29 protein-coding genes and 1 other annotated feature are annotated in these 26,079 nt (G+C 39.2%); of the genes, 10 read left to right on the forward strand and 19 right to left on the reverse strand.

Annotation, left to right across the window (positions count from 1 at the left end; translation table 11 throughout):
• Nucleotides 1-338 precede the first annotated feature (338 nt).
• Nucleotides 339-566, forward strand: a complete 228-nt coding sequence (locus JFU23_RS11470; protein ID WP_002138690.1) for a DUF3973 domain-containing protein — start codon at nucleotides 339-341, stop codon at nucleotides 564-566.
• A gap of 33 nt (nucleotides 567-599) precedes the next feature.
• Here JFU23_RS11470 and JFU23_RS11475 read toward each other — a convergent pair whose 3' ends face one another.
• Both JFU23_RS11475 and JFU23_RS11480 read right to left on the reverse strand, forming a co-directional pair.
• The gene (locus tag JFU23_RS11475; RefSeq protein ID WP_000621746.1) at nucleotides 600-782 is read right to left on the reverse strand and encodes a sporulation protein Cse60; all 183 of its coding nucleotides are present in this window, start codon (nucleotides 780-782) and stop codon (nucleotides 600-602) included.
• 1 nt (nucleotide 783) lies between these two features.
• The gene (locus JFU23_RS11480) at nucleotides 784-1,020 is read right to left on the reverse strand and encodes a DUF2553 family protein (RefSeq protein WP_002138691.1); all 237 of its coding nucleotides are present in this window, start codon (nucleotides 1,018-1,020) and stop codon (nucleotides 784-786) included.
• A 265-nt stretch (nucleotides 1,021-1,285) separates the two neighbouring features.
• On the opposite strand from JFU23_RS11480, the gene JFU23_RS11485 reads away from it, so the two are divergent.
• Complete coding sequence (locus tag JFU23_RS11485) at nucleotides 1,286-1,780, forward strand: CarD family transcriptional regulator (protein WP_087955830.1); 495 nt, start codon at nucleotides 1,286-1,288, stop codon at nucleotides 1,778-1,780.
• A gap of 74 nt (nucleotides 1,781-1,854) precedes the next feature.
• Here the strand turns inward: JFU23_RS11485 and JFU23_RS11490 are convergent, their stop codons facing one another.
• From JFU23_RS11490 to JFU23_RS11520, 7 genes are all read right to left on the reverse strand, one after another.
• Nucleotides 1,855-2,640 carry a glucose 1-dehydrogenase gene (locus JFU23_RS11490; RefSeq protein ID WP_002138693.1) on the reverse strand — a complete coding sequence of 262 codons (786 nt, stop codon included), beginning with the start codon at nucleotides 2,638-2,640 and terminating at the stop codon, nucleotides 1,855-1,857.
• 12 nt (nucleotides 2,641-2,652) lie between these two features.
• On the reverse strand, nucleotides 2,653-3,510 hold the full coding sequence (gene glcU / locus JFU23_RS11495; RefSeq protein WP_002138694.1) for a glucose uptake protein GlcU: 858 nt from the start codon (nucleotides 3,508-3,510) through the stop codon (nucleotides 2,653-2,655).
• A 33-nt stretch (nucleotides 3,511-3,543) separates the two neighbouring features.
• The gene (locus JFU23_RS11500; RefSeq protein ID WP_002138695.1) at nucleotides 3,544-3,966 is read right to left on the reverse strand and encodes a DUF3888 domain-containing protein; all 423 of its coding nucleotides are present in this window, start codon (nucleotides 3,964-3,966) and stop codon (nucleotides 3,544-3,546) included.
• Nucleotides 3,967-4,065: 99 nt separating this feature from the next.
• Nucleotides 4,066-4,299, reverse strand: a complete 234-nt coding sequence (gene moaD, locus JFU23_RS11505) for a molybdopterin converting factor subunit 1 (protein ID WP_002067685.1) — start codon at nucleotides 4,297-4,299, stop codon at nucleotides 4,066-4,068.
• A 2-nt stretch (nucleotides 4,300-4,301) separates the two neighbouring features.
• A complete protein-coding gene (locus JFU23_RS11510; RefSeq protein ID WP_201031919.1) occupies nucleotides 4,302-4,766 on the reverse strand; it encodes a molybdenum cofactor biosynthesis protein MoaE in 465 nt (154 codons plus the stop codon).
• Nucleotides 4,763-5,284, reverse strand: coding sequence for a molybdopterin-guanine dinucleotide biosynthesis protein B (gene mobB / locus JFU23_RS11515; protein WP_201031920.1), 522 nt, complete (start codon nucleotides 5,282-5,284; stop codon nucleotides 4,763-4,765). Before mobB ends, JFU23_RS11510 begins: the two co-directional genes overlap by 4 nt.
• On the reverse strand, nucleotides 5,248-6,537 hold the full coding sequence (locus tag JFU23_RS11520; protein WP_201031921.1) for a molybdopterin molybdotransferase MoeA: 1,290 nt from the start codon (nucleotides 6,535-6,537) through the stop codon (nucleotides 5,248-5,250). The genes mobB and JFU23_RS11520 overlap by 37 nt, the downstream gene beginning before the upstream one ends.
• Before the next feature lie 83 nt (nucleotides 6,538-6,620).
• Here JFU23_RS11520 and moaC point away from each other — a divergent pair, with 83 nt between their 5' ends.
• A complete protein-coding gene (gene moaC / locus JFU23_RS11525) occupies nucleotides 6,621-7,106 on the forward strand; it encodes a cyclic pyranopterin monophosphate synthase MoaC (RefSeq protein ID WP_002129484.1) in 486 nt (161 codons plus the stop codon).
• Between the two features lie 42 nt (nucleotides 7,107-7,148).
• Here the strand turns inward: moaC and JFU23_RS11530 are convergent, their stop codons facing one another.
• The 6 genes from JFU23_RS11530 to JFU23_RS11555 form a co-directional block, all read right to left on the reverse strand.
• Complete coding sequence (locus tag JFU23_RS11530; RefSeq protein ID WP_002190938.1) at nucleotides 7,149-8,162, reverse strand: molybdopterin-synthase adenylyltransferase MoeB; 1,014 nt, start codon at nucleotides 8,160-8,162, stop codon at nucleotides 7,149-7,151.
• Between the two features lie 16 nt (nucleotides 8,163-8,178).
• Nucleotides 8,179-9,192 (reverse strand): GTP 3',8-cyclase MoaA, encoded by a 1,014-nt coding sequence (moaA, locus tag JFU23_RS11535; protein WP_002138702.1) that lies wholly within the window; start codon nucleotides 9,190-9,192, stop codon nucleotides 8,179-8,181.
• Between the two features lie 197 nt (nucleotides 9,193-9,389).
• Nucleotides 9,390-12,155 (reverse strand): BclA-related collagen-like exosporium protein, encoded by a 2,766-nt coding sequence (locus JFU23_RS11540; protein WP_201031922.1) that lies wholly within the window; start codon nucleotides 12,153-12,155, stop codon nucleotides 9,390-9,392.
• A 121-nt stretch (nucleotides 12,156-12,276) separates the two neighbouring features.
• Nucleotides 12,277-12,600 carry a hypothetical protein gene (locus tag JFU23_RS11545; protein WP_201031923.1) on the reverse strand — a complete coding sequence of 108 codons (324 nt, stop codon included), beginning with the start codon at nucleotides 12,598-12,600 and terminating at the stop codon, nucleotides 12,277-12,279.
• Between the two features lie 20 nt (nucleotides 12,601-12,620).
• Nucleotides 12,621-12,845, reverse strand: a complete 225-nt coding sequence (locus JFU23_RS11550) for a spore germination protein (protein WP_000512595.1) — start codon at nucleotides 12,843-12,845, stop codon at nucleotides 12,621-12,623.
• 76 nt (nucleotides 12,846-12,921) lie between these two features.
• Complete coding sequence (locus JFU23_RS11555; RefSeq protein WP_000141214.1) at nucleotides 12,922-13,227, reverse strand: rhodanese-like domain-containing protein; 306 nt, start codon at nucleotides 13,225-13,227, stop codon at nucleotides 12,922-12,924.
• 199 nt (nucleotides 13,228-13,426) lie between these two features.
• Between JFU23_RS11555 and JFU23_RS11560 the strand changes: the two genes are divergently transcribed.
• Nucleotides 13,427-13,609, forward strand: a complete 183-nt coding sequence (locus JFU23_RS11560; protein ID WP_002129493.1) for a hypothetical protein — start codon at nucleotides 13,427-13,429, stop codon at nucleotides 13,607-13,609.
• 48 nt (nucleotides 13,610-13,657) lie between these two features.
• On the opposite strand, the gene JFU23_RS11565 is transcribed toward JFU23_RS11560, so the two are convergent.
• Complete coding sequence (locus JFU23_RS11565; RefSeq protein ID WP_201031924.1) at nucleotides 13,658-14,782, reverse strand: homoserine O-acetyltransferase family protein; 1,125 nt, start codon at nucleotides 14,780-14,782, stop codon at nucleotides 13,658-13,660.
• A 152-nt stretch (nucleotides 14,783-14,934) separates the two neighbouring features.
• On the opposite strand from JFU23_RS11565, the gene JFU23_RS11570 reads away from it, so the two are divergent.
• The 5 genes from JFU23_RS11570 to JFU23_RS11590 all read left to right on the forward strand — a co-directional run bounded on the left by JFU23_RS11570 (nucleotide 14,935) and on the right by JFU23_RS11590 (nucleotide 20,103).
• Nucleotides 14,935-17,139: a spore germination protein gene (locus tag JFU23_RS11570; protein ID WP_201031925.1), complete on the forward strand. Its 2,205-nt coding sequence runs from the start codon at nucleotides 14,935-14,937 to the stop codon at nucleotides 17,137-17,139.
• Between the two features lie 16 nt (nucleotides 17,140-17,155).
• Complete coding sequence (locus tag JFU23_RS11575) at nucleotides 17,156-18,250, forward strand: spore germination protein (protein ID WP_201031926.1); 1,095 nt, start codon at nucleotides 17,156-17,158, stop codon at nucleotides 18,248-18,250.
• A complete protein-coding gene (locus JFU23_RS11580; protein ID WP_201031927.1) occupies nucleotides 18,226-19,305 on the forward strand; it encodes a Ger(x)C family spore germination protein in 1,080 nt (359 codons plus the stop codon). The genes JFU23_RS11575 and JFU23_RS11580 overlap by 25 nt, the downstream gene beginning before the upstream one ends.
• Before the next feature lie 92 nt (nucleotides 19,306-19,397).
• Nucleotides 19,398-19,583 (forward strand): hypothetical protein, encoded by a 186-nt coding sequence (locus JFU23_RS11585; protein WP_201031928.1) that lies wholly within the window; start codon nucleotides 19,398-19,400, stop codon nucleotides 19,581-19,583.
• Nucleotides 19,584-19,680: 97 nt separating this feature from the next.
• Nucleotides 19,681-20,103, forward strand: a complete 423-nt coding sequence (locus tag JFU23_RS11590; RefSeq protein ID WP_002034433.1) for a pyrophosphohydrolase domain-containing protein — start codon at nucleotides 19,681-19,683, stop codon at nucleotides 20,101-20,103.
• 44 nt (nucleotides 20,104-20,147) lie between these two features.
• Here JFU23_RS11590 and JFU23_RS11595 read toward each other — a convergent pair whose 3' ends face one another.
• A complete protein-coding gene (locus JFU23_RS11595) occupies nucleotides 20,148-21,197 on the reverse strand; it encodes a VrrB protein (RefSeq protein WP_201031929.1) in 1,050 nt (349 codons plus the stop codon).
• Nucleotides 21,198-21,363: 166 nt separating this feature from the next.
• Here JFU23_RS11595 and JFU23_RS11600 point away from each other — a divergent pair, with 166 nt between their 5' ends.
• A complete protein-coding gene (locus JFU23_RS11600; protein WP_085312562.1) occupies nucleotides 21,364-21,792 on the forward strand; it encodes a GNAT family N-acetyltransferase in 429 nt (142 codons plus the stop codon).
• 25 nt (nucleotides 21,793-21,817) lie between these two features.
• Here JFU23_RS11600 and leuS read toward each other — a convergent pair whose 3' ends face one another.
• Both leuS and JFU23_RS11610 read right to left on the reverse strand, forming a co-directional pair.
• Nucleotides 21,818-24,226, reverse strand: a complete 2,409-nt coding sequence (leuS, locus tag JFU23_RS11605; RefSeq protein WP_201031930.1) for a leucine--tRNA ligase — start codon at nucleotides 24,224-24,226, stop codon at nucleotides 21,818-21,820.
• Nucleotides 24,227-24,291: 65 nt separating this feature from the next.
• Nucleotides 24,292-24,510: a binding site (T-box leader), on the reverse strand.
• Between the two features lie 199 nt (nucleotides 24,511-24,709).
• Complete coding sequence (locus tag JFU23_RS11610) at nucleotides 24,710-25,903, reverse strand: MDR family MFS transporter (protein WP_201031931.1); 1,194 nt, start codon at nucleotides 25,901-25,903, stop codon at nucleotides 24,710-24,712.
• Nucleotides 25,904-26,079 lie beyond the last annotated feature (176 nt).

The following is a 26,079-nucleotide window of genomic DNA, read 5'->3' on the forward strand; positions in this document are numbered from 1 at the left end:
AAGACTCTTTTTCACTGTTGAGAAATTCTCAACATTTTTTCAACAGGACAAACACCCTCTCACCATTCCTTCATAATATACTCACAAAGGCAATGAAAAATAGAAAATTCCCTCAATACGAAACTCTATCACTCCTATTGAGAGAAGCGCCTAACTTATCTCATCTGTACTTCGTCTCTCCTCCTTCCCTCGGGGACAATGCGCGAGATATGTAAAAATCAGAAGGAGTATGCCCGCCATTTGGGTAGGTAGTTATTTCTCTTCTCCTCAACATTTCCTTAGGAGCGAAATGACTACCTCCCCACTTTTTTAAACAAAATAAAAAGGAGATGAAAGCTATGTTCTATTGCATTAACTGTTCTGAAATTCACCATGAAAAACACCCGAATGATAAAGTTTTCAAAAACGGTTTTTATATTGATCCATTTTTAGGTGATCGTTATCACCTCGGTATGTGCACTGATGCTCAGGATCATGAAACAGGAAAAGTTCTTTTAACGGAAAAGAAAACAGGCGCAACACAATCTATTATGAATATTTTACCGACACATGTTGTCCCAACGTAAAGCATAAAAAAGAGCTGGCTCCCCAGCTCTTTTTTATGCTTTATAAACAATCATCGCTGAAAAACAATAAATTTGATTTTCATCATCGTTAATTGAAACACCAACTTGATACTTTATATCTACAAAATTTCCATCATCAATTTTTTTCAAAAATACATTTACAGCGTCTTCTAAGTCTTTTTCATGACTTTCATCAAACACTTTCACACGAATCATGTTAACACCATCCTAGATCGCAGCCCTCCGCCGCTTGTTTATTGCCACGGTGCGTATCTATGATGCGATAAAACTTTCCATCTTCATATATATATCCGTCTTCTAACACATATTGTTTATCTTCAGTATAGACATAAAACTTACCTATCATAAACTTACTCGTATATAATTCCAAATAATCTTGCCTAAATCTAGCTACAACTTTATTTGTAATATCAATTCTAATTGTGCGCCCCACCTTCTCTCCCTCCCTTGCAAAGAACGGATTTAGGTATATTGTATTAGCGATTTTATATTTTATGCTTAAAAATAAGTGGATATGCCCTCTTTCTGCGCCTGTACTATTTTTCTAAAAAAATTCCCCCTATTTATTCAACCTATAAGAGCAAAAAAACAAACAAAAAAACGACTTTTATATATTGACTACAGCATATCAGATATGATATCATATAAAATTTGACATTTTTATCCTAGTATGTTATCATTAAAAGTAGTTACCACATATGGAGGTGGATGATTTGTTTCAAATTGGTGATAAAATCGTTTATCCAATGCACGGTGCAGGAATCATCGAAGCAATTGAAGAGAAAGAAATATTAGGCACTACGCGTCAATATTGTGTTATACGCATCATTAGTAAAGATATGCAAGTAATGCTTCCGATGAATCAATTACAAAAATCAGGTATACGTTATATCGTCGATAAAGGTACGTTAGATGGTATACTTCTTGAATTTCATCATGGGGAATCAGACCCCTCACTCTCTTGGAAACAAAGATATACAATGAATATGGAAAAAATGAAGAACGGCAATCTTCAAGATAGTGCAGAAGTTGTTCGTGATTTACTTCGTCGCAATAAAGAACGAGCATTAAATGCGAGCGAAAAACAAATGCTAGATAATGCGCGTAAAATGGTTATTAGTGAAGTTGCGCTCGTACAGAATGTTTCAGAACATCAAGCAACAGAATTTCTTCAAGAGACAATCAATCATTAATTTTAAAAATAGCCGACCGCTATTTTTTTTTGCGTAAAAAAGGCCAAAGAGTTAAATCTCTTTGGCCTTTCATATTACCCACGCCCCGCTTGAAACGATGGGTATAAAGTCATTCCACCATCTGCAAATAACGTAATTCCAGTTACGTAACTTGCCTCTGCTGAAGCAAGCCACGTTGCTACTGCTGCGATTTCTTCAGGTTTTCCAATGTAACCCATTGGAATCATACTTTCTACGTCGTCACGTTTTTTCGGGTCAGCAAATTTTTCAGCATTAATTGGCGTATTAATTGCACCAGGCCCAATATTATTTACCCGAATACCTTTTGGTGCATATTCTAACGCTAACGTTTCTGTCATAAGCTTAACCCCCCCCTTACTAGCCGCATAATGCACAAATAATGGCCACGGGATTTTCTCATGAACACTAGACATATTAATAACCGAACCTTTAATATCGTGTTCCACAAAATATTTAATCGCTTCACGACTTCCTAAAAAAGTACCTGTTAAATTTGTATGAATTACTTTATTCCAATCCTCTAACGGCATTTCATGCGACGGTACCGCGTTTTCTATCCCTGCATTATTAATCATAACGTCGAGCGTACCAAATTCTTTCACAGCAGATTGAATGAGATTTACAACATCTGCCTCGACCGTCACATCACCTTTTACAGCAATCGCTTCTCCACCTACCTTTTTTATTTCTTCTAATACATCGTTCGCTTCTGACTCTCTTGAGCGATAGTTAATAACAACTTTCGCCTTCTCTTTAGCAAATCTTACTCCCATGGCTCTTCCAAGACCAGTTGCTGATCCTGTAATAACGACGACTTTCCCTTCTAAATCGCTATACATTTTAATACCTCCTTAACTTTTCGCAATCCCCAGCATAATTCCAGCTGCAATGATAAAAACGATACCAATAACAATCCCAATTAATTGACGCTTCGTTTTCTTTTCACCTAATATAAAAATCCCGCCAAGCGTCGAAATAATAATTCCCATTTGTGAAAGGGAAAAGCTTGTTGCGACCCCAACTCTTGGCTGCGAAATGAATAAAAACATATTTCCAGCTGCCCAAATCAATCCTGGAAGAATATTTCGAATCGCATATTTATTGAATGGATGATGTTTAAATGTGAGTAAAATCCCGCCTAATACCATACCGACCGCTTGTGGTAATAAAGCCGACCAACCGTTCACGTTAAATAACCGGATAACTACTACGTAAACTAAATAACCGACTGTTGAAATTAATAAAATAATAATTCCTTTTTTAAAATTTCCTGCTTGCTCTGCACTCTTCTCTTCTTTACTTTGAAGCGATGTTAAAATAACCCCGATAATAATACAAACGAGCGCCAAAACTCCAAGAACGACCGATATCGTCGTTGACCATTCATGAAACACGATAACCCCAAATAATGTTGTCGCGACTAATTGAAGCCCTGTTGAAATCGGCATCGTTCTAGAAACACCCATTAAATCAATACTTTTTAATTGATTCGCTTGACCAAGTGCCCAAAATAAGCCAGATACAATTCCAACTCCAATAACGGTCGGAGTTAATACCGGCTTCATAAAAATATAAACGACAATTGAGAAGATAAGTGCACCGAACGTTGTACCAAGCGTTTGACTATACGGTCCCCCGCCCAGTTTCACGTTAAATAGCACAATACTCCCCCAAAATATAGCTGGTAAAATCGCTAAAAGTATATCCATCGCTCATTACCTTTCTCTACAAAATGTCATAGGTTATCGCTCTAAATCATTAGAGTGAGCTTTTATTTTTTCGTTTTTTCGTGCACAAATCTTTTCTACAATAGCACCAGAAACATTCTTTTCTCGCTCCACTTTCTTTATCTTTATGTGATCTAAATTGTCTTCCAAAGTAAGTGTAACTTTATCATTCGGCGGATTATGCGCCCCTTGAAATGTAAGAAATTGTATCGTAACTGCAAATTTAGGAATAAACTCATCTTTCTTCCCAATGCGCTTTATGTTTGTAACGGATTCACATTCATGTTGATCTTCTGTCACTTGCCTTATAACCGAGTAATATCGATTCAGTAACGCACTTTCTAAAAGCTGTTCCGTCGATTCTTTTGCCAAAGAATTGCTTGGAGAAAAGAAAAAAACAGAACATATCATTGCAATCATTACACATATCTTTTTCATAACTTCCTCCTTTTCCTATAAGATAGTGTTCTCCAAAATGCCATAAAAAAACGACTTTCCCTATTTAGGAAAGCCGTTTTTTATAGCATAAATCCAATATTAACCACCACTCACTGGTGGTATTAGTGCAACTACATCACCAGAGTGTATCGTGTCATCTTCATTTGCGTACTCTTCATTAATCGCAACCATAATTGGCGCTGACACTGGTACATTATATTCTTTCGCAACAATATCTTTTAACTCTGCAACAGTAATATTTTCTTTCTCTATTTGTAATTCACTCGTTCCTGCTTCTTCTTGCAAGTTCGCAAATAACAATACTCGAATCATATTTATAACTCCTTCCCAGGCTCTCCTGCTGGATATGGTATTTTTTCTAATTGGTCACCAATCCATGAGTCACCATCTTCCCAAAACTCCTTTTTCCAAATCGGAACAATTTGCTTAATACGCTCCATAATATATTCATTCGCTTCATAAGCCTCTTTGCGATGAGGCGTTGATACAGCAACAACAACCGCTATATCAGAAATTTGCAGCGTGCCGATGCGATGCGTAATCGCAACATGTGTACCGGGCCACTTCTCCTTCACTTCTGACCCAATTTTCTGTAGCATCTTTTCTGCCATCGTCTTATAAGCTACATACTCTAAGTATAGTGTACGACGCCCTTTCGTAAACTCCCTAACTGTTCCGATAAATGTTGTGACAGCACCACATTCACGGCGAACTACTTTCTTTGTCACTTCTTCAATCGAGATTTCTGTATCCATTACTTCATAATATGTAGTTATCATTTTGCACTCCTAACCGTTTGTAAAAACCACTCTATATACAACTTTTCTTCTGTTATATGAAATACTTTATATTCTTCTCGTACATTTGATGGAGCATCATACCACGTAATAATCGCCGCTATATTTTCTACTTTATGTAAAAGTTCAGCGTCTTCCGCAGAACGAAGTAACACTACTTTCGGATAGTTCTCAGCTTTATAGCCCTCTATTAAAATCATATCTACTTCAAAAAATTCGTACAAGCGGATAATTTCTTGCAAGGACCATTCATCTCGCAAAGAGGACAAAGATAGTAATCCAGCACCTTCTACACTACTTACTACAGCACCAGCTTTTCTGTGTCTTTCACTATCTTTTTGCGCTACTTCAGGAAAGCCCCCATGACCATGATGTTTAATTGTAGCAACCTTCATTTCTCTTTCAGTTAATGCATGCACCATCTTCTCTACAAGTGTTGTTTTCCCGCTATTTTGATATCCTACTATTTGTAAGATTGAAGAGGCTTTGCCCACGGCCAATCACTTCCCTCAGAGCATTCTAACAATAATACAGATACTTTCATTCCTGCTTCAAATCCTCTCGTTCCTCCAGGCAGCACGATAAAAGCATTTGCATCCGCAAGTGAAGAGACCGCACTCGATTTATCTAAACCGACTGGCATCGCTTGTAGTGCCCCATTAACAATACTCGCTTTCGCTCTTACAAAACGAGTAAACGGATTTGGTTTCGGAAAATCTTTTTGTAAAATAGCATCAGTTCTATATACGTGAGGCTCCTTCGCATGCAAATACGTTTTCATAATTGGATGTACAAATAATTCGAAACCTACATAACAAGCTGACGGATTACCTGATAAACCGAAAAGTAACTTTCCATCAACTTCAGCTACAGTCGTTACACTTCCAGGTCTCATCGCTATTTTATTAAAGAGTACATTCGCCTGTAACCTTGCATAAATAGCCGGTAAGTAGTCGTAATCCCCTACTGAAACACCGCCCGTTGTAATTAAAATATCAACCTCACCCATCGCTGATTTAACGGCTGTAAAACATGCATCTAACTCATCAGCAAGTTGTCCATAGTAACGCACTTTTCCGCCAGCTTTCATAATTTGAGCGGCAATCATATAAGAGTTACTATTTCTAATTTTTCCTGGCTCTAACGCCTCATGCACTTCTAGTAATTCGCTGCCCGTCGTTACAATACCGACAACAGGCTGTTTTACAACTTTCACAGTGCTATATCCAAACGTCGCTAATAATGCGGCTACACCTGGATTGATTACAACACCTTTCTTAACGAGGACTTGATTTTGTTTTATATCTTCTCCTTTAAATGACACATTGTCACCATTTTGGAAAGGACGTTTTAACTTCATATATGTACTTTCGTTCCTATCGAATCCTTCCGTCAGTTCTAGCATTACGACTGCATTACAATCTTCTGGAATAGCTGCTCCTGTCATAATACGAACCGCCTGAAAAGCCCCTACTTCTTCTGTAAAAACAGATCCTGCTCCGATCTCTCCTATTACTTCAAATTCAATCGGATGCTCTTGACTCGCTTCCTTCGTGTCTTCTGCTCGAATTGCGAAACCATCGTAAGGAGAACGATCAAAGTGAGGAACGTCGTGATCTGAGACAACATCCTCTCCAAGAATCCTCCCGTAACTTTCTGTAATAGAAACTTCTTCTACTTCACCATGCTTAGCATATTTCATAACCCGCTCTACAGCCTCAGCAACTTGAATCGGGATTCGTTTTTCTACCATTGTTTCTCACCTCATATTTGCAAAATATCTAATCTCGATTACACTTTATATATTAAATCGCAATTACTTCAAGGAGGAATTCCATGTCTTCATTCACACATTTCAACGACCAAGGGCGCGCTAAAATGGTTGATATAAGTGACAAAAAAATAACCGTTCGAACAGCAATAGCATGCTCTAGCATTCTCGTTACAAAAGAAATTTTTGATAAAATCTCACGCAACGAAATTGGTAAAGGTGACGTATTAGCCGTCGCACAAATCGCAGGTATTATGGCTGCAAAACGTACTTCTGATATTATCCCAATGTGCCATCCTTTATTATTAAAAGGTGTTGACGTCTCTTTCGATTGGAAACAGTCAGAAGAACAATATCGGCTACTTATTGAAGTAAAAGTTAAAACAGAAGGTAGTACCGGCGTTGAGATGGAAGCTTTAACAGCTGCTTCCGCTACCGCTCTTACTGTATATGACATGTGTAAAGCCGTTGATAAGGGTATGATTATTGGCGAAACGTACTTACTTGAAAAAACAGGCGGAAAAAATGGAGATTATATTAGAAATTCTTAATCCTACCTTTTCCATTTGAACCTAAAGGATTCCCCTTTAGGTTCAACCTATATATCTTGCATATAGTCGTTTCGCAACATTCATATCATTCGTACCATGAATAAACGCCCTGCCATCTGTAAATAAAACAAAACGATATTCTTCCACTGGAAATGATAATAAATACGGCGTTGCTTTTACATCCACACTTTTTTGTAAGCGCTTTTTAATTTCTTCTAAATTAAAACCCTGACGCACACCTGGACGGATTTGAACTGTATTTCGCCCACATAATACTTCTGTTTTCGTTTGTGCTTCAAATGTTAAACTCGGATATGTACGTAACTTTCCACAGGATAAACATGTATCCTTTTTCTGCCTATTCACTTTAAATGCCATCTGTTGATTATTCCAAAGATCAAATGATAGCATCGTTTCACGAAGTGCCTCAAAATCTTCTACTAATATTTTCAAGGCTTCCGTTATTTGATGTGCAACTACTAATTGCACTGCTGGCTGTATAATACCGGCCGTATCACATGTCGCTCCGCTCGCCGGATGTTCCATTAAACATCGAAAACACGGCGTTTTTCCTGGCAAGATTGTATAAGTTACTCCGTAACTTCCAACACATCCTCCGTATATCCATGGAACGTTATACATCTGGGATATATCATTAATAAGAAGGCGCGTTTCAAAATTGTCTGTCGCATCTAATATTAAATCTACACCTTTAATTAACTCTTCCATTTCTTGCACCGTTACATCAGTCACAACCGGTACAATTTCTACTTCGGAATTAATTGCCTTTAAATGTTCTGCTGCCGCTATCGCTTTCGGCTTATAATGCTTCGCATCTTCTTCTGTATATAATTGTTGCCTTTGTAAATTACTCCATTCTACATAATCACGATCCGCAATTGTAATTTTTCCAACACCTGCTCTAACAATTGCTTCTGCATTCGCTGCTCCGAGCGCACCAGCACCGATGACGAGCACGTGCTTCCCTCTTATTTTCCGTTGCCCTGCTTCCCCAACACCAGAAAATAACATTTGTCTTGAATATCGCTCTTGCATACGACATCCCCCTTTCTTATCCTCCTATATAAGACATTTCAATTTTCGGACGATTTTTCGCACTTTCTTCTGTCCGTTCATCTGAATATCGATCTTTTCTATTCTCCCATACATATTGTATAGCTTTTAATAACTCATTATCCGAAAGGTTCTCCCTCAGAAGTTTCCTTAAATCCATTCCTTCTGTTGCAAACAAGCAAGTATAAAACTTTCCATCTGCCGAAATTCTTGCTCTCGTACAAGAAGAACAAAATGACTCAGAAACAGAGGTAATAAAACCAACCTCTACATTCGTTCCAACGTACCGATACCGCTTCGCAACCTCACCAAAATAATGAGCTTCAGCTGGCTCAATTGGATACACCCCATGAATCATATCAATTAATTCTCGTTTCGTAATAACTTGATCAAAATTCCACCCATTCGTACTGCCAACATCCATAAACTCAATAAATCTAAGCGTGATTCCTTGTTCTTTAAAATACGTAGCAACCGGAAGTACTTGATGATCATTCATTCCTTTTTTCACAACCATATTTACTTTCACTTCAAGGCCTGCTTCTTTCGCTGCCATAATTCCTTTTAACACTGGCTTCGTATTCATATTACGGCCATTAATTGCGCGGAACACATTATCATCTATCGCATCCAAACTAACATTTACTCGGTGTAACCCAGCTTCTTTTAACGCCTTCGCTTGCTTCGTTAAATGAATCGCATTTGTCGTTAATCCTATATCTACTAAACCGTCAATTTTCACGAGACGTTCGATAAGTTTTGTTAAGTCCTTACGGAGCAAGGGTTCGCCACCAGTAAGTCTAATTTTCCGTACACCGATGCTAACAAATACTTTTGCTAATCGCTCTATTTCATCAAATGTCAGTAAAAACTCATCTTTCAAAAAAGCATAATCAGGACCAAACACTTCCGCTGGCATACAATACGTACACCGTAAATTACAACGATCAATGACAGAGATGCGTAAATCTTGAAGTGGGCGTCCGAAAAAATCTTTAACCTTCTCCTGCATCGCCACTCTCCCTTTCTGCCAAATTTATACCTCTCTTCATTCTATTATAATATATTTTTGAACCGCGATGTTTTTGCTAAGGTGAATAAAGTGAAACTTTAATCAGTGGGGGTTTTGTCCATCCCCACTGATTATTAGCCCACAAATAGAGGGATAAAAAACCTTGAAACATAAAAGTTCCAAGGTTTTTTTGCTTATTAACTTAATCTAATAATAGTTAGAGTAGCTCCTGGCGTTGTCGTAGATAATGTAGCCACTGCAAGTAATCCAAATAACTGTAAACTAATAGCAGAGCCCGCAGCTAAATTACTAATAATTGTCGCATTAAATGAACCTGTAGCCACTGCCGGTGAATTTATTGTTCCTGCTAGCGGACTTCCATTTACAGTTATACGCGAACTTACAAGTAAAGCCGCCGTTATATTAATTGTGTAGGCTATATAATAATTACCTGCATTTGTAACGGTAAACACAGTATTTCCACCACTAACTGTTATTCCCGGTCCAATATTTTGATTGTTCGGTAATGGTATATTCGTACCGCCTAACAACACGGAAATAGCACTTCCTGAAGTATTATTTGCAAAGGAATACGTTGCAGTTGTACTAACTCCAGTCACCCCGGTCGCCCCTGTTGCTCCTATTGCTCCCGTTGGACCTTGAATTCCTTGTGAACCTGTCGCTCCTGTCGCTCCTGTTGCTCCCGTTGGACCTTGGATTCCTTGTGAACCTGTCGCTCCCGTTGGACCTTGAATTCCTTGTGGGCCTTGCGCTCCTGTTGGACCCGTGTCCCCGGTTGGGCCTTGTGGACCTTGTAAACCTTGCACACCTTGCGGACCTGTTGGACCTATTTCTCCTTGCACACCTTGTATTCCGGTTGGGCCTTGTGGACCAGTCGGACCTTGCACTCCTTGTATCCCTTGAATTCCCTGTGGGCCTTGTGCTCCGGTTACACCTGTTGCCCCTTGTATCCCTTGTGGGCCTTGACCTCCTTGGATTCCTTGAGGACCTGTTGGACCTTGGATTCCTTGCGGGCCTTGAATTCCTTGCGGCCCTTGATCTCCCGTTGCTCCCGTTATACCTTGGATCCCTTGTGGACCTTGAACACCTTGCGGACCGGTTGGGCCTATGTCTCCTTGTACTCCTTGTATTCCTTGTGGACCCTGCAGCCCCGTTGCTCCGGTTGCACCAGTTACTCCAGTTGCTCCGGTCACACCCGTCGCCCCTGTTGCTCCCGTATCTCCTACTCCTCCCGTTACACCTGTCGCTCCTGTCGGACCAGGTGGTCCACCGGATGGACCTGTCACTCCCGTCGGACCTGATGGACCTGTTGGGCCACTCGGCCCTGCTGGCCCTCCGGAAGGTCCTGTTACCCCTGTTGAGCCTGTTACACCCGTTGGGCCTGTAGTTCCTTCCCCTGTCGCCCCTGTTGCTCCCGCATCTCCTGTTACTCCGGTCGGACCTTGGATTCCTTGAATTCCTTGAGGACCTTGCACTCCTTGTGCACCCGTTGGTCCTTGAATTCCTTGGATTCCTTGCACTCCCTGTGGACCCATTGGACCTGTTGGACCTATATCCCCTTGAGTACCTTGCACTCCTTGCGGGCCCTCTGGACCTGTTGCTCCTATATTCCCTTGAACACCTTGAACTCCAGTTGCTCCTTGTGCTCCGGTTGCTCCTGTTATACCTTGAATCCCTTGTATTCCCTGAATTCCTTGTGGACCTTCTGGACCTGTTACTCCTATTGGTCCTTGAATTCCTTGGATTCCTTGTGGGCCCTCTGGACCTGTTGCTCCAGCTGGTCCTTGCACTCCTTGTATTCCTTGCGGGCCCTGAAGTCCTTCTGAACCTTCTGGACCTGTTGGTCCTATATCCCCCATCGGACCTTGAATCCCTTGAACTCCTTGTGGTCCCGTTGCTCCTGATGGACCTGGTACCCCTTGTATTCCTTGTGGACCTTGATCTCCTGTTTCTCCTGTTACACCTTGAGGTCCTATAACTCCCTGTATACCTTGTGGACCTTGATCTCCTGTTGCTCCCGTTATCCCTTGGATCCCCTGAATACCTTGGATTCCTTGTTCACCCGTCAATCCTGTCGGACCAGGAATACCTTGAATGCCCTGTGGGCCTTCTGGACCGGTTGGACCAATTGACCCTTGAATTCCTTGTATTCCTTGTATTCCTTGCGGGCCCTGTGCACCGGTTTCTCCTGTACTTCCAGTCGGACCGGTTAGCCCCTGACCTGTTGCTCCAGTATTTCCTGTTGCTCCAGTCACCCCTGTACTTCCACTCGGTCCACCTCCAGGACCTGTTGCTCCAGTCGGCCCGGTTGGACCAGGAGGTCCTCCTGATGGACCTGTTATCCCTGTTGAACCTGTTATTCCTGTCGGGCCGGTTAGCCCCTGACCTGTTGCTCCAGTCGGACCCGTACTTCCACTCAGTCCTTGTGGTCCTTGAAACCCTTGAGCTCCTTGTATCCCTTGTGGACCAGTTGCCCCTGGTAACCCTTGCACACCTTGAATTCCTTGAGGCCCCTCAGGTCCTGTTGCCCCAATCGGTCCTTGTAATCCCTGTATGCCCTGTATGCCTTGTGCCCCAGTCGCTCCGATTGGACCAATTGGACCTTGTAACCCTTGCACTCCTTGAGGTCCTGTCGCTCCAGTTTCTCCCTGTGGTCCCCTTAATCCTTGTGGTCCCTGCTGTCCTTCTGGTCCTGTTGCACCCATTTGTCCAGCTGGTCCTTGAATCCCTTGCACTCCTTGAGGTCCTGTCGGGCCCATCTCCCCCATCGGACCTTGAAATCCCCTTGGTCCTTGTGGGCCAGTCGGGCCTTGTGGACCGGTTGGACCAGTAATCCCAATGCCAGTAAATCCCGTTGGAACGGGAGGAAAGGTAGGTCCAATAAGATTCGGTGAAATTCTGAAATTAGAGTTTAATGAATTTTGTCTATCGCGCTCTTTCACACTTTCACCACCTACACACCATCTTTTTTACTTTAAACAAACCTCTTCTTCTTAATATGTATTTACAAAAACAATCTCAAAGACTATTTTTATTTTAAATAATAAAAACTCCCTTAATTCCTTAAGGGAGTCCCGCAATTGAATCCATATTATCTGTATTCGGGACAGCTTGCGCTATACCCGATGCATTTACACTTTGCCCCATATTTGTTCCTGTTAAAGCACCAGCAGGGGTACCTCGTGTATAGGTTGTCGTCACCGAATCTCCCGGTTGTAAACACAGCTTCGTCTCCGTCCCTATTACTGTAACAACATCAATCCAAGTGCAACCCGTTGAACCACTATACGATTTCGTAGCAGTAAATGAAGTATCACTCAAATTGTCACCTGTAAATATATTCCCAGTATTATTAACGATAATAAATTCTTTAATACGTGCAGGCATACTTACACTCTACCTTTCCTTTATGCACCTAATGTACGTGTACTCGTCGCTAATGGCGGAAGAAACACTGATGTTCTAATCACAGCTTCTGGCTGTCGTTTCCCATTTAAAAACACAGCCGCACTCGATCCTCCAGCACCAGCATATATTTTTGCCACAGCTAAAGGTGAGATATCATAACAGTCGCCGACATTAACAGCTCCTGTATTATTAATAATTTTTACTTTACGCATGTTAATTCCCATTTCCCCTCCCCCTTTTGTATACTGTATGCAAAAGAAAAAAACTTGAAACAGACTCGTTTCAAGCTTTTGCAGCTACTTATTTAGTTTCGCCTTCATATTGAAGCATACCGCCAACCATATTCACTGTTTTAAATCCTTGCTCATTTAAATAATGGCATACATTTTCACTACGCATTCCCGAACGGCAAATAAAGATATATTCATTCTCTTTCTCAAAGAAATCCACTTTATTTGGAATATCGCCCATTTTAATATGTACAGCTTCTGGAATTTTCCCTGCCGCTACTTCTTCATCTTCCCTTACATCTACTAAAAATAATGTTTCTCCATTTTCTAAACGCTCTTGCACTTCTTCTGTAGTAATTGTTTTTACTTCTGTCATATGTAGTTCCTCCTTATATACAATAAAACCTTCAGTTTCTTCTTTAAACAATCATTTCTCATCAATTTTAGCACGCGAAGGAAGGAACGCAAAGAATGGAACATTTATTTCTCAATTTTCCAGCAAAACTTATTCTTTACAAACATAACTGACGCATTGTATCCTCAATATACTTGTTTGATGAAAGGAGCCAGTTAAAATGACACTTTTTCTTTTCATTATGGGCATCATTTTCTTAGTTTTTGCAGTTATTGCTCTTAGTATGAAAAATAATAAAAAGATAAAATCCCCTCAAGAAATGTCATTCTTATTTCTATTACTTAGTATAGCTTTCTTCGGTTTATCAATCGCTTCATATATTTTCCGTCTGCAAATCATGTAAAAAAAGGTGCCTACTATAAATCATGCACCTTTCCACATTAATTATTTCCTACACAAAACTAGATACTTTCCGGTTTAAAAACTCATAAATTTTCTTTTCAAATAAATGAACATCTAACGCTCCTGCCATATGCCCATTTATACTTTCTATCTCATATACTTCTGCATATTTCCCCTGTTTTTGCAAAATGTCTACCATTTTATAATTATAACGAGGTGGCTGAAGTAAATCTTGTTTGCACGGAATCATGAGTACATTCGCTTCTATATTAGAAAGAGCCTCTTCTAAAGAAGAAAATCCATGCGCAATATCATGTAATAAGACTGCTTTCGCAGTGTACATCCACGAATTTGCATCTACTAAATCTATACTTTTGCATATCACTTTATTAATCTCCTTCTCAAATGATGTTAATGCAGAAAATTCCTGATAAGGTGCCATTTCTATACTGTTCCGCGGGAATGCCATTTCATAAAAATGTTCATCAAACGCATTCATAAACATCATTCGATTTGCTAAATGAAGACCCTTCGTTGGCTGCTCTTCTCCATACTTTCCACCTTTCCAGTTTGGATCAAGCTGAATTGCTTCAATCGCATTTTGCGCTACATTTCCCGACGTTATAATTGGATTTTGTGGATTCGTAATAACTCCAATCACTCGCTCTACCATATGAGGATAGTGAACAGCCCATTGCTGCGCAATCATCCCACCTGCCGACGGTCCCATTACAGCATGTAGCCTAGCAATCCCCATATCTTTTATTAACTTATATTGCATACGTGCTACATCTAAAAATGTGAAAACTGGAAAATCCATCGCATACTCAAAACCAGTCATCTGATTTATCGATTTTGGTCCCGTTGTAATTACGTAGGGATTCTTCACCTGTACATTACAAAGGTTATCAGTGCATATAACGAAATATTTATTTGTATCAATTGCTTTTCCAAGTCCAATTAACCCATCCCACCAACCAGCTTCCTCATCATGCTCTGTATATTTTCCTGCCGCATGACTTGTTGCACTAAAATAGTGACAAACCAAAATCGCATTTGATCTTTCTCTATTTAAAGCACCATACGTCTCATACCCCATTTGAACAGGAATTTCCCTACCATTTTCAAGCACAAACTCTTTTAAAACAAATTTCTCCTTTTTTACAATTTGCATAGACTCACCTTCTTCCCATCATATTATGAACTGCTTACTAAAGGATTTTTTCTACGGAAAGCATTCTCCTTCTTCTTTTCATAAATAAATGAATAATATACAAAAATAGCCACAAAATAGCACTATATTACAAGATCAAAGAGGGCATACATATGATTTGGAATTGGTTACGTAAAAAGAAAAAATCAAATTCAACAGAAACAAAAGAAGCAGATAATACTCCGAAACAGCAATCTAGTAATCAAGAGGATGAAAACAAAGAACAGACTAGAAGTATGAAACACAGTACAGGTAAAAATAGTGAACAAAAAAAATCTGAGCAAGATGATTCTTCCCAAGAGAAACAGCAAAACTCTAAGCAAGGTAATTCTTCTCAAGAGAAACAACAAAACTCTAAGCAAGGTAATTCTTCTCAAGAGAAACAACAAAACTCTAAGCAAGGTAATTCTTCTCAAGAGAAACAACAAAATTCTAAGCAAGATGATTCTTCTCAAGAGAAACAACAAAATTCTAAGCAAGATGATTCTTCTCAATCGAAACAGCAAGGTTCTAAACAGGATGATTCTTCTCAATCGAAACAGCAAGATTCTAAACAAGACGATTCTTCCAAAGAGAAACAGCAAAACTCTAAACAAGGTAATTCTTCTCAAGAGGAACAACAAAACTCTAAGCATGATGATTCTTCTCAGGAGAAACAGCAAGATTCTAAACAAGACGATTCTTCCAAAGAGAAACAGCAAAACTCTAAGCAAGGTAATTTTTCTCAAGAGGAACAACAAAGTTCTAAACAAGATGATTCTTCTCAAGACAAACAGCAAAATTCTAAACAAGAAGACAATTCTCAAAACAAACAGCAAAGCTCAGGAAGTAACAGCATTTATGATTTTAGCAAACCAGAAAGTGACCATATTCATTCTCTACAAGATTTAATAGAGAAGATGAAACAGTCTAGTGACTTTGTTAATTACCATACATCTGACGATGAAACACTGCCTTATTGGATTTCTTACTACCGTCCTTCACTTGATGGAGAAAAGCTTCAAAAGTATTTAATGCCTACACTTTTAGAACATCCTTGTTCTTCTCTTGAGGAGCTAAAAGAACATATTCCAATGAGCGGTATTACAATTACGAACGACTTACAAAAAATTGAGGATATGGTTTTAAAAGGACATGCAATTATTCAATTGAACCAGCAAGATCAAAAATGCATGCTTGCAAACATTGCAATTGATACTTACCGGGCACCAAGCCCTCCTTTAAATGAATCAACAGTTATTGGTCCGCAAGAAGGTTTTGTAGAAGCTATTGATACGAATATTAATTTAGTAAGAAAACGCCTTCCTGTTTTAGATTTACACACAAAAGAGATGATTATCGGAGAATTTTCAAAAACAAAGGTTGTCATGATGTATTTAGACAACCTAGCTGAAAAAGATAATGTAGATTTTCTAGAGGAATCATTACGCGCTCTTGAATATGATCAAATTAACGATAGTGCTTATATACAAGAATTAATGGGTGAAAAGTCAATTTTCCCTCTCTATATAAATACAGAACGCACTGATAGAGTCACAAAAGCACTTATTGATGGAAAAATCGCTATTTTTGTTGATGGTTCTCCAAGTGTCCTATTAACACCTGTATCATATTTCGATTTTTTCATTTCGCCAGAAGACTATAACGTTTCTTGGCTGTACGCTACATTCTCAAGAATTTTAAGATTGATCGCTGTTCTATTCTCAATTTGTGCAACTCCATTATACGTTGCAGTTTTGAATTATCATTATGAATTGGTTCCGAGTGACTTACTTGAAACATTGATTTTATCAAGGGCTCAAGTACCATTTCCCCCTTTAATAGAAGCACTTTTCTTGGAACTTGCGATTGATTTATTAAGAGAAGCTGGCGCGCGATTACCTATGAAGGTCGGACAAACGCTCGGTATTGTAGGCGGTATCGTAATCGGGCAAGCGTCCGTGCAAGCTGGTTTAACGAGTAATATTTTATTAATTATCGTTGCCTTATCAGCGTTAGCTTCCTTTATTACGCCCATTTATAAAATGGGTAACGCCGTTCGTTTACTGCGTTTCCCATTTCTCGCCTTTGCAGAAATAGGTGGTCTATTTGGTATCTCTCTTGGATTTATCTTTTTATTTACCCATCTTTTTAGACTAACTTCTTTACGTAAACCGTACGCTCTCTTTTATCCAACTAGACAACAATCAATGAAAGATTCATGGATTCGTTTTCCATTAACGATGATTGATACAAGAGATGTACAAGCGAGACCACAGCATGTGAAAAAGTCAGCAAAAGGAATTTCAACAAAACATAGATCGGATTTTGATGATTAAGAAATGAGGTGCATTGATGAGTAAAGTCCAAGAAAAATATCAAATATCTCCTATCTTTGTTTTCTTCTTAATTCACAGTGCACAGTTTGGTGCTGGTGTTCTCGGATTCGCTCGTATTATTGCAAAGGCAGCTGGGTACGATGGCTGGATGGGGGTTCTACTCACAGGAATCTGTATCCATATTCTTATATGGATGATGTACTATTCATTAAAAAATACAGAGGGAAACTTAATTGATTTACACAAGCAAACTTTTGGGAAATGGATTGGAAATGGTATTAGTATCATCTTTATGGCTTATTTTTTTATTGTGAGTATCTCGGTCGTTAGAACATATGTCGAAATTATTCAAGTATGGATGTTTCCTAGTGCGTCCACCTGGATGCTCACATTCTTTATATGTTTAATAAGTTATTACATTATTTCATCAGGCTTCCGCGTCATTACAGGAATTTGTGTCATTTCTGTTGGTGGAACCTTAGGATATCTTTTTCTAAGTCTTTTTATTTTGAAATTCTCACATTGGGATAATTTACTTCCGATGTTTTCACATTCTTTTACCGATATTTTGAAAGCGGCCAAACTATCTATTTATAGTATGACAGGGTTTGAAATTTTTCTTATGGTTTATCCGTTTATTAAAGAGCCAGAGAAGTCCCATAAATTCGCACAATATGGGGCATTATTCTCTAATTGCTTATATTTGTTTAGTACTATTCTCGCTTTTACTTTCTTTAGTGAAAAACAACTACTCAAAACAATTTGGTCTCAACTTTCAATGACACAAGTTATTAAGCTTCCTTTTATAGAGCGACTTGAGTATATTGCTATTTCCGCTTATGCTCTCGTTATTGTTACGAGCTTTATCTTACCTTTATGGGCCGCTACTAGAGGAACTCATGAAATCTTTCGTGTTAAGCAACGTGGTATTTTAATCGCCTTTATGCTTATCACCTTAGTTGTTTCACAACTTTTAACGAACAGGCATGATATTAATGATTTTATTAGCAATACATCTAAAGTTAGTTTTTGGCTTATATATGTATACATCCCAATTCTATTTATTATTGTGTGGGTGAAAAGAAAATGGAAAAAACCAAAAGAAAATTAATACTTCTTGTTTGCATAAGTATCTTCAGTCTAACTGGTTGCTTACAAAAAAATATTATTGATGATGTTCAACTCATTCAAGGAACTGTCTTCGATACAGCAAAAGATGATAAAGTAAAAGTTACATTCGTTTGCCCCATACAAAAAAAGGGAAATAAAGTTCAAGTTTATGAAGGAACAGGAAACGCAGTAAAACAAGTAAAGGCAGATACATCTTTAGAATCCTCGCAACCGTTCGCAAGCGGTCAAATGCGTGTTGCCTTATTCACAACAAAAATTGCTAAAAAAGGATTATCAACAGCTTTTGACACATTAATTCGTGATGTGAATATTGGTAACTCACTTTATGTGGGCCTATTAGAGGGCAGCGGTACTGAACTATTCAAGGGGAAATATACTACATCTTATAACGTTGCAATTTATATAAAAAAATTGTTAGAACATAATATGGAAACTGGCCCTTTACCAACTGACAATTTATATTTAGGTGCCTTCAGGTACTACCGTGAAGGACAAGATTCTTATATGCCTATCCTGAAAAAACATGGAGATAAAATAAGAATTACTGGTATCGGTCTCTTAAAAAAGGATAAGTTAGTCGGAACAATTAATTACCACGATATGTTTGTTTTCAAAGGACTACTAGAAAAGCACCGCTTAGACTCACATGAATTTAAAACCAATCCTGGCTATACAATGATTAATAACATCCGTTCCGTTCCTACCTACGAAATAAATATAAAAAATGGAAAACCTTCTTTCTATATTCATGTGAAAATGGAAGCTCGTATTCAAGAATTATCTCGAAAATTCAACTTAGAAAATGAAAAGAACACGCAAAAAATAGCAAAATCAATTGAGAAACAATTAGATGCGAAAGCTACAAAACTTATTAAACAGTTTAAATCTCTAAATGTTGATCCTCTTGGACTCGGAGCAAAATATAGACAACATTATCGTCCATTCAAATTAGAAGAGTGGCGAAGAATGTATAAAGATGTCCCTATTAAAATAAAATACACCGTAAATATTACAAATTCTGGTGTGATTGAATAAGTTAATGATTGAACTCCCCTCTCTGGCATGGTACAACGGAGAAGGGAGTTTTTATTTTTAAATAGAGAAAAGGGATATTTACGGGGGAGCTTATGTCTAAAAAATTAATAAAACCTATTTTAAATGGTATTTTATTTCTCGGCGTCTTTTTATTTGCTCATACATACTTAAAAAATGTTTCTTTCACACGTTATTTACTTGTCGTTATACCAATGCTACTCATCGGAATGTTTGGCATCGATCTTATTTTATCCATTTTAATTAAGAAAGAAGAATAACGAGCGAACATCTTATTTCTCATAAGATGTTTTTTTATTAAATAACTACCTTATGTTACAATAAACTTCGGCATAACGTAAGAAAGGATGAAACAACATGACAAACGAAAAAGGTTTAGATAAAGGGTACGAACTTGTTGCAAAAATGCATGAAGAGTTCGGACATCCTGTGACAAGTACTCCAACAAAACTAACAGAAGAGCGTGCAAAAATTCGTGCTAGCTTTATGCAAGAAGAGTTAGAAGAATTTCTAGAAGCAACAACTGTTGAAGATCAATATGATGCACTTATTGACCTTATTTACTTTGCATTCGGAACGTTTGCAGAAATGGGCGTACGTCCAGATAAAGGATTCGAAATTGTAAACAATGCTAACATGGCAAAACTATTCCCTGATGGAAAGCCTCGATTCCGCGAGGGCGACGGCAAAATTATGAAACCAGAAGGATGGCAAGCACCGGAACCACAACTTCGTGCGGAAATCGAACGCCAACGTCAAGAGGCAGAAAAAAACTGCTAGGATCTCCTAGCAGTTTTTTATTATGTCTTTTTTCCTTTGGTCTATTAATGACCCACGTGTCCCGCGTGCCCTGCTGCTCCTGCTGCTCCTGCTGCTCCTGCTGCTCCTGCTGCCGCCCCTGCTCCAATTCCACCTGCCCAAGGCTGCTGTTGCTGCTGATACTGTTGGTATTGTTGTTGACCCTGATGCTGTTGTTGGCCTTGATGATGCTGTTGACCTTGGTGATGGTGTTGACCTTGGTGATGATGTTGACCTTGGTGATGGTGTTGACCTTGGTGATGGTGTTGACCTTGGTGATGATGTTGACCTTGGTGATGATGTTGGCCTTGGTGATGGTGTTGACCTTGATGAGTTTGAGAAAGGACAGCCTGCGGGTGAATTTGATGATGACCTTGGTGATGTACTTGTTGCTGATGGTGGCCGTGATGATCTTGATGACCGTGGTGCTGATGGTGACCGTGGTGCTGATGGTGACCGTGGTGCTGATGGTGACCGTGGTGCTGATGGTGGCCTTGGTGTGTTTGGAAAAGAACAGCCTGCGGATGAATTTGATGATGACCATGATGATGTACTTGTTGTTGATGATGACCGTGGTGCTGATGATGGCCTTGGTGACCATGATGGCCGTGTTGTTGATGATGGCCATGATGCTGATGATGACCGTGGTGCTGATGATGACCGTGGTGCTGATGATGACCGTGTTGTTGATGATGGCCGTGATGCTCATGATGACCGTGAACACCTTGAGGGAATCCGCCGATTCCACCAGCTACAACACCAACGCCAGGTACAGGAAATCCTGTTTGTACACCGCCAACGAAAGATGGAAATGTAGTTGGCATACCTACAGGCACTCCTCCTTGTGTACCTCCTACTACTGCCGGAAATCCTGTTTGCACTCCAGCTACTGATGTTGGGAATCCTGTTTGTACACCCGCCACTGACGTCGGAAATCCTCCAGCTTCTCCTCCCATCCAACTTGGGATTCCGCCATATCCGTGTTGACCATCTCCTCCCATAAACATCATTTGTCCATAACTATCCGATCCACCTCCGAAGAAGCCATGTGGTGCATTATTGTCCATCCCTTTCATTCCTTTCACCTCTTCTGCTCAATTTAACCTACCTTTTTTATCATATTTCCTATAGAAGAATAGGTGTTTGTCTATATAGGAATTCCGCACCTTTTTCTTCATTCTCCATTCATGATAGGATTAATTGACTGATTATTTTTCTTTCACTTGAAAGGGGGCATTTCCATTGGAGAACATAGCAAAAGCTTCAATTGATGATTTAGAGTCAATCTTACATATAGATGTCGCTGTAATCGGAGACGATAGTAGACGAAATTATATTAAACACGCTATTGATGAAGGAAAATGCATAATTGCAAAAGAGGACAATTCTATTTCCGGTTTTCTAACATACGATACAAATTTCTTTGGTTGTACTTTCCTCTCATTAATCATTGTTTCGCCAACGAAAAGAAGACAAGGTCATGCAAGCTCATTAATCTCATATATGTTAAGTAATTCTCCTACTCAAAAAATATTTTCTTCAACGAACGAATCGAATGCAAATATGCAAAAAGTTTTTAAAGCGAATGGATTTATGCGTAGTGGAATAATTGAAAACCTAGATAAAGGCGATCCAGAAATTATTTTCTATATAAAAAAGCTCAGAGCATAGAGGCTCTGAGCTTTTCTTTCATTCATTAGTTTGCAACAACGTTAACAAGTTTTCCAGGAACAACAATTACTTTACGAACTGTTTTCCCTTCAATTTGTTCTTTGATTTCCTCAAGTGCAAGTTGTTCCATTTCTTCTTTTGATGCATCTTTACTCATTGTTAATTTTGCGCGAACTTTGCCCATAATTTGAACAACGATTTCAACTTCATCTTCTACAAGTTTAGACTCATCAAATGTTGGCCAGCTTGCATATGTGATTGTTTCACTGTATCCAAGTTTGCTCCATAGTTCTTCCCCGATGTGAGGTGCAACTGGTGCAATCATTTTCACGAAACCTTCTACATATTCTTTCGGAAGTGTTTCAGCTTTGTATGCATCGTTAATGAATACCATCATTTGAGAAATCGCTGTGTTGAAGCGAAGCTCTGCATAGTCTTCTGTTACTTTCTTCACTGTTTGGTGGTAAGCTTTTTCAAGATCTTTGTTTGGTGCATCAGTAATTTTCTCACTTAATTCACCGTTCTCTTGAATGAATAGGCGCCATACGCGGTCTAGGAAGCGACGAGCTCCGTCAAGACCATTTTCAGACCAAGCGATTGAAGCATCTAATGGTCCCATGAACATTTCGTATAGACGAAGTGTATCTGCACCGTGGCTTGCTACGATATCATCAGGATTTACAACGTTACCTTTTGATTTACTCATTTTCTCGTTGTTTTCACCTAAGATCATACCTTGGTTGAATAATTGTTGGAACGGTTCTTTCGTTGGAACTACACCGATATCATATAATACTTTATGCCAGAAACGAGCATATAGTAAGTGAAGTACAGCGTGCTCTGCTCCACCGATATAAATATCAACTGGAAGCCATTGTTTTACTTTTTCAGGGTCTACAAGTGCTTCGCTGTTGTTTGGATCGATGTAGCGTAAGTAGTACCAGCAGCTACCAGCCCATTGCGGCATTGTATTCGTTTCACGACGACCTTTTTTACCAGTTTCAGGATCAACAACATTTACCCACTCTTCAATGTTTGCAAGTGGTGATTCACCTGTACCTGAAGGACGAATGTTTTCTGTTTTCGGAAGAACTAATGGTAATTCTTCTTCTTTCACAGCTGTCATTGTACCATCTTCCCAATGGATTACTGGAATTGGCTCACCCCAGTAACGTTGGCGACTAAATAACCAGTCACGTAGACGGTACGTTACTTTTTGATTTCCTGCGCTTGTTACTTCAAGCCACTCAATCATTTTTACAATTGCTTCTTCTTTATTTAAACCATCAAGGAATGCTGAGTTTACGTGCGCACCATCACCTGTATATGCTTCTTTCGAAATGTCTCCGCCTTTTACAACTTCCTTCATTGGAAGATTGAACGTTGATGCGAATTCATAGTCACGCTCATCGTGAGCTGGAACTGCCATTACAGCACCTGTTCCGTAAGTTGCAAGAACATAATCAGCGATCCAGATTGGTAATTTCTCACCGTTTACTGGGTTAACTGCGTAAGCACCAGTGAATACACCAGTTTTTTCTTTCGCAAGTTCTGTACGCTCTAAATCGCTCTTCATTTTAACAGAGTTAATGTAAGCTTCTACAGCTTCTTTTTGTTCTGGTGTTGTAATGTTAGCAACAAGTGCGTGCTCTGGAGCCAGTACACAGTAGCTTGCTCCAAATAGTGTATCAGGACGCGTTGTGAAAACTGTGAACTTCTCATCTGTACCGTCGATGTTGAAGTGTACTTCTGCACCTTCAGAACGACCGATCCAGTTACGCTGCATATCTTTTAAGCTTTCTGGCCAATTAAGCTCATCTAGATCTTCTAATAGACGATCTCCGTAAGCTGTAATTTTTAACATCCACTGTCTCATCGGACGACGCTCAACTGGATGTCCACCGCGCTCACTCTTACCGTCAATGATTTCTTCGTTTGCAAGTACTGTACCAAGTGCTGGGCACCAGTTTACAGGTACTTCATCAACGTAAGCTAAACCTTTTTCAAATAGTTTTAGGAAGATCCATTGTGTCCACTTGTAGTAGGTTGGATCTGTTGTATTTACTTCACGATCCCAATCGTAAGAGAAGCCTAATGCTTTAATTTGATTACGGAACGTATTAATATTAAGCTCTGTAAATTCAGCCGGGCTGTTCCCAGTATCAAGTGCATATTGCTCTGCTGGAAGACCGAATGCATCCCATCCCATTGGATGAAGAACGTTATATCCTTGCATACGCTTCATACGAGATAAAATATCTGTCGCTGTATAACCTTCTGGATGACCTACGTGTAAGCCTGCACCTGATGGATATGGGAACATATCTAGTGCATAAAATTTTGGTTTTTCTGTTTCATCTGGCGTACGGAATGTTTTATTCTCTTCCCAATGCCCTTGCCACTTCTTCTCAATTTCTTGATGATTAAAGCTCATGAGATACCCTCCTTGAAATTCTATTTATTTTCACCGCCCAAAATACAAAAAACCTCTCATCCCTAGAAAGGGACGAGAGGTTATAGATTCCCGCGGTACCACCCTAAATTAATGTAATAAATACATTCGCTTAGATCCGTAACGTGGATTAACGGCAATTGCTACTAATGATTTCACAACTGCAACTCAAAGGCGAGTTCATAACGAAACGTGGATTGACTTGCACCGACCGTCAACTCTCTAAACCAGCTTCTATTACTACTACTCCTTCTCACTGTTATTACAAATATGAGTTAATGTGAACTACCCACCACTTAGTATCTCTTAAGAGCTTACTTGAAGCGGGGGGCTTCTCGGTTAATCGTTACTCTTGCTAACTAACGAATTTGTCTTAGGACAGCCGAGCTAACTCCCTTGTTCCAAAGGATATTTTATTACTATTTATTTAAATATATTCTAAAACATGTTGCATGTTCCGTCAAACTAAACTGCAATTTTTTCTTCAACTGTTTCTTCTACTTTTACTCGTCTATCATAAATACTCGTTGCTATAAGCGCTACTACAAGCATTACCATGATCGCAATAAACAATACTTCCATATTGTATAAGTCAACAATCGCTCCGCCAACGACCGGTCCGAACATTTTCCCTACAGTCGCTGCGCTATTTACAACACCTTGATAAAATCCTAGCTTATCTTTCGGTGCAAGTATATTTGCGATGGTTGGAACTGCCGGCCATACGAATAATTCACCAATTGTTAATGTCACCATCGCAACGAGAAACATCGTAAATTGCTGCGCTTGACTTAAAACAATAAACGACGCCGCAAAAATGATGATTCCAATCATAATTTGTTGTTTTAAAGAACGCTTCATCCAGCGAATTAACATACTAACAAGTGGCTGCGCACAAACAATCATCGCTCCGTTTATCGTCCATAATAAACTATAATGGCGGAGGCTAATATCTAATTCTCGCATATGAGTCGCAATTGCCCCTTGCCACTGTACGTATGTAACCCAGCATAAAGCATATGCTACACATACGATTAGAAGCGCTTTGAAGCCAGGTGTAAGTGACCAACCTTTTTTCGTTTCGGCTTCTTTTTGTACCTCTTGCTCTTTTTTTGCTTCCATACCACGAAATCCAATAAACGCAATTAAGAAGAAAATAAAATATAAAATAAAGTTCGCTAAGAAAATATAATCAAAACGATAAGACGCAACTAATCCACCGCACGCTGTTCCAATCGCAATCCCAACGTTTTGTCCAACATACATTGCATTGAACGCTCTTCTCCCGCCTTCTGGCCAAACCGTACCGACCATCGCATACATCGATGGAGACACCATTCCAGAACCGAATCCGATTAATGCTAGCCACACAACATATAATGGCCAACCATGGAAAAATACAAGACCTAAAATCGATACAAGTGTAATGACAATCCCTACTAAAATTGATTTATAACCGCCCCATTTATCAAATAAAACACCGCCGAGCAAGTTTCCGATTACACCAGTAAGCGAGTTGATCATTAATACCATTCCGGCTACTGATAAAGATTTCCCTAAACTATCATGTAAGTAAATTGTATTAAAAGGCCATAAAAAAGAAGCACCCGTGACATTAATAATCATCCCAGCTACTAATAGCCATACTTTCCTTGGCATAGTCTCCCCTCCTATTCTCTTTTTTTCGTTCATATATATAACAGTAAAATTGTAGTCGTTTTTAAATAGGAAGGCAACTGATTAATAGTTGATGAAATTCAGATAATAGCACAAAGACGATTAGAATGTATTCTAATCGTCTTTGTAAAATATTAATCTATAAATAATGGAATCGT

This window comes from Bacillus sp. TH50 (assembly GCF_016650565.1).
In the GTDB taxonomy this organism is placed as follows: Bacteria; Bacillota; Bacilli; order Bacillales; family Bacillaceae_G; genus Bacillus_A; species Bacillus_A mycoides.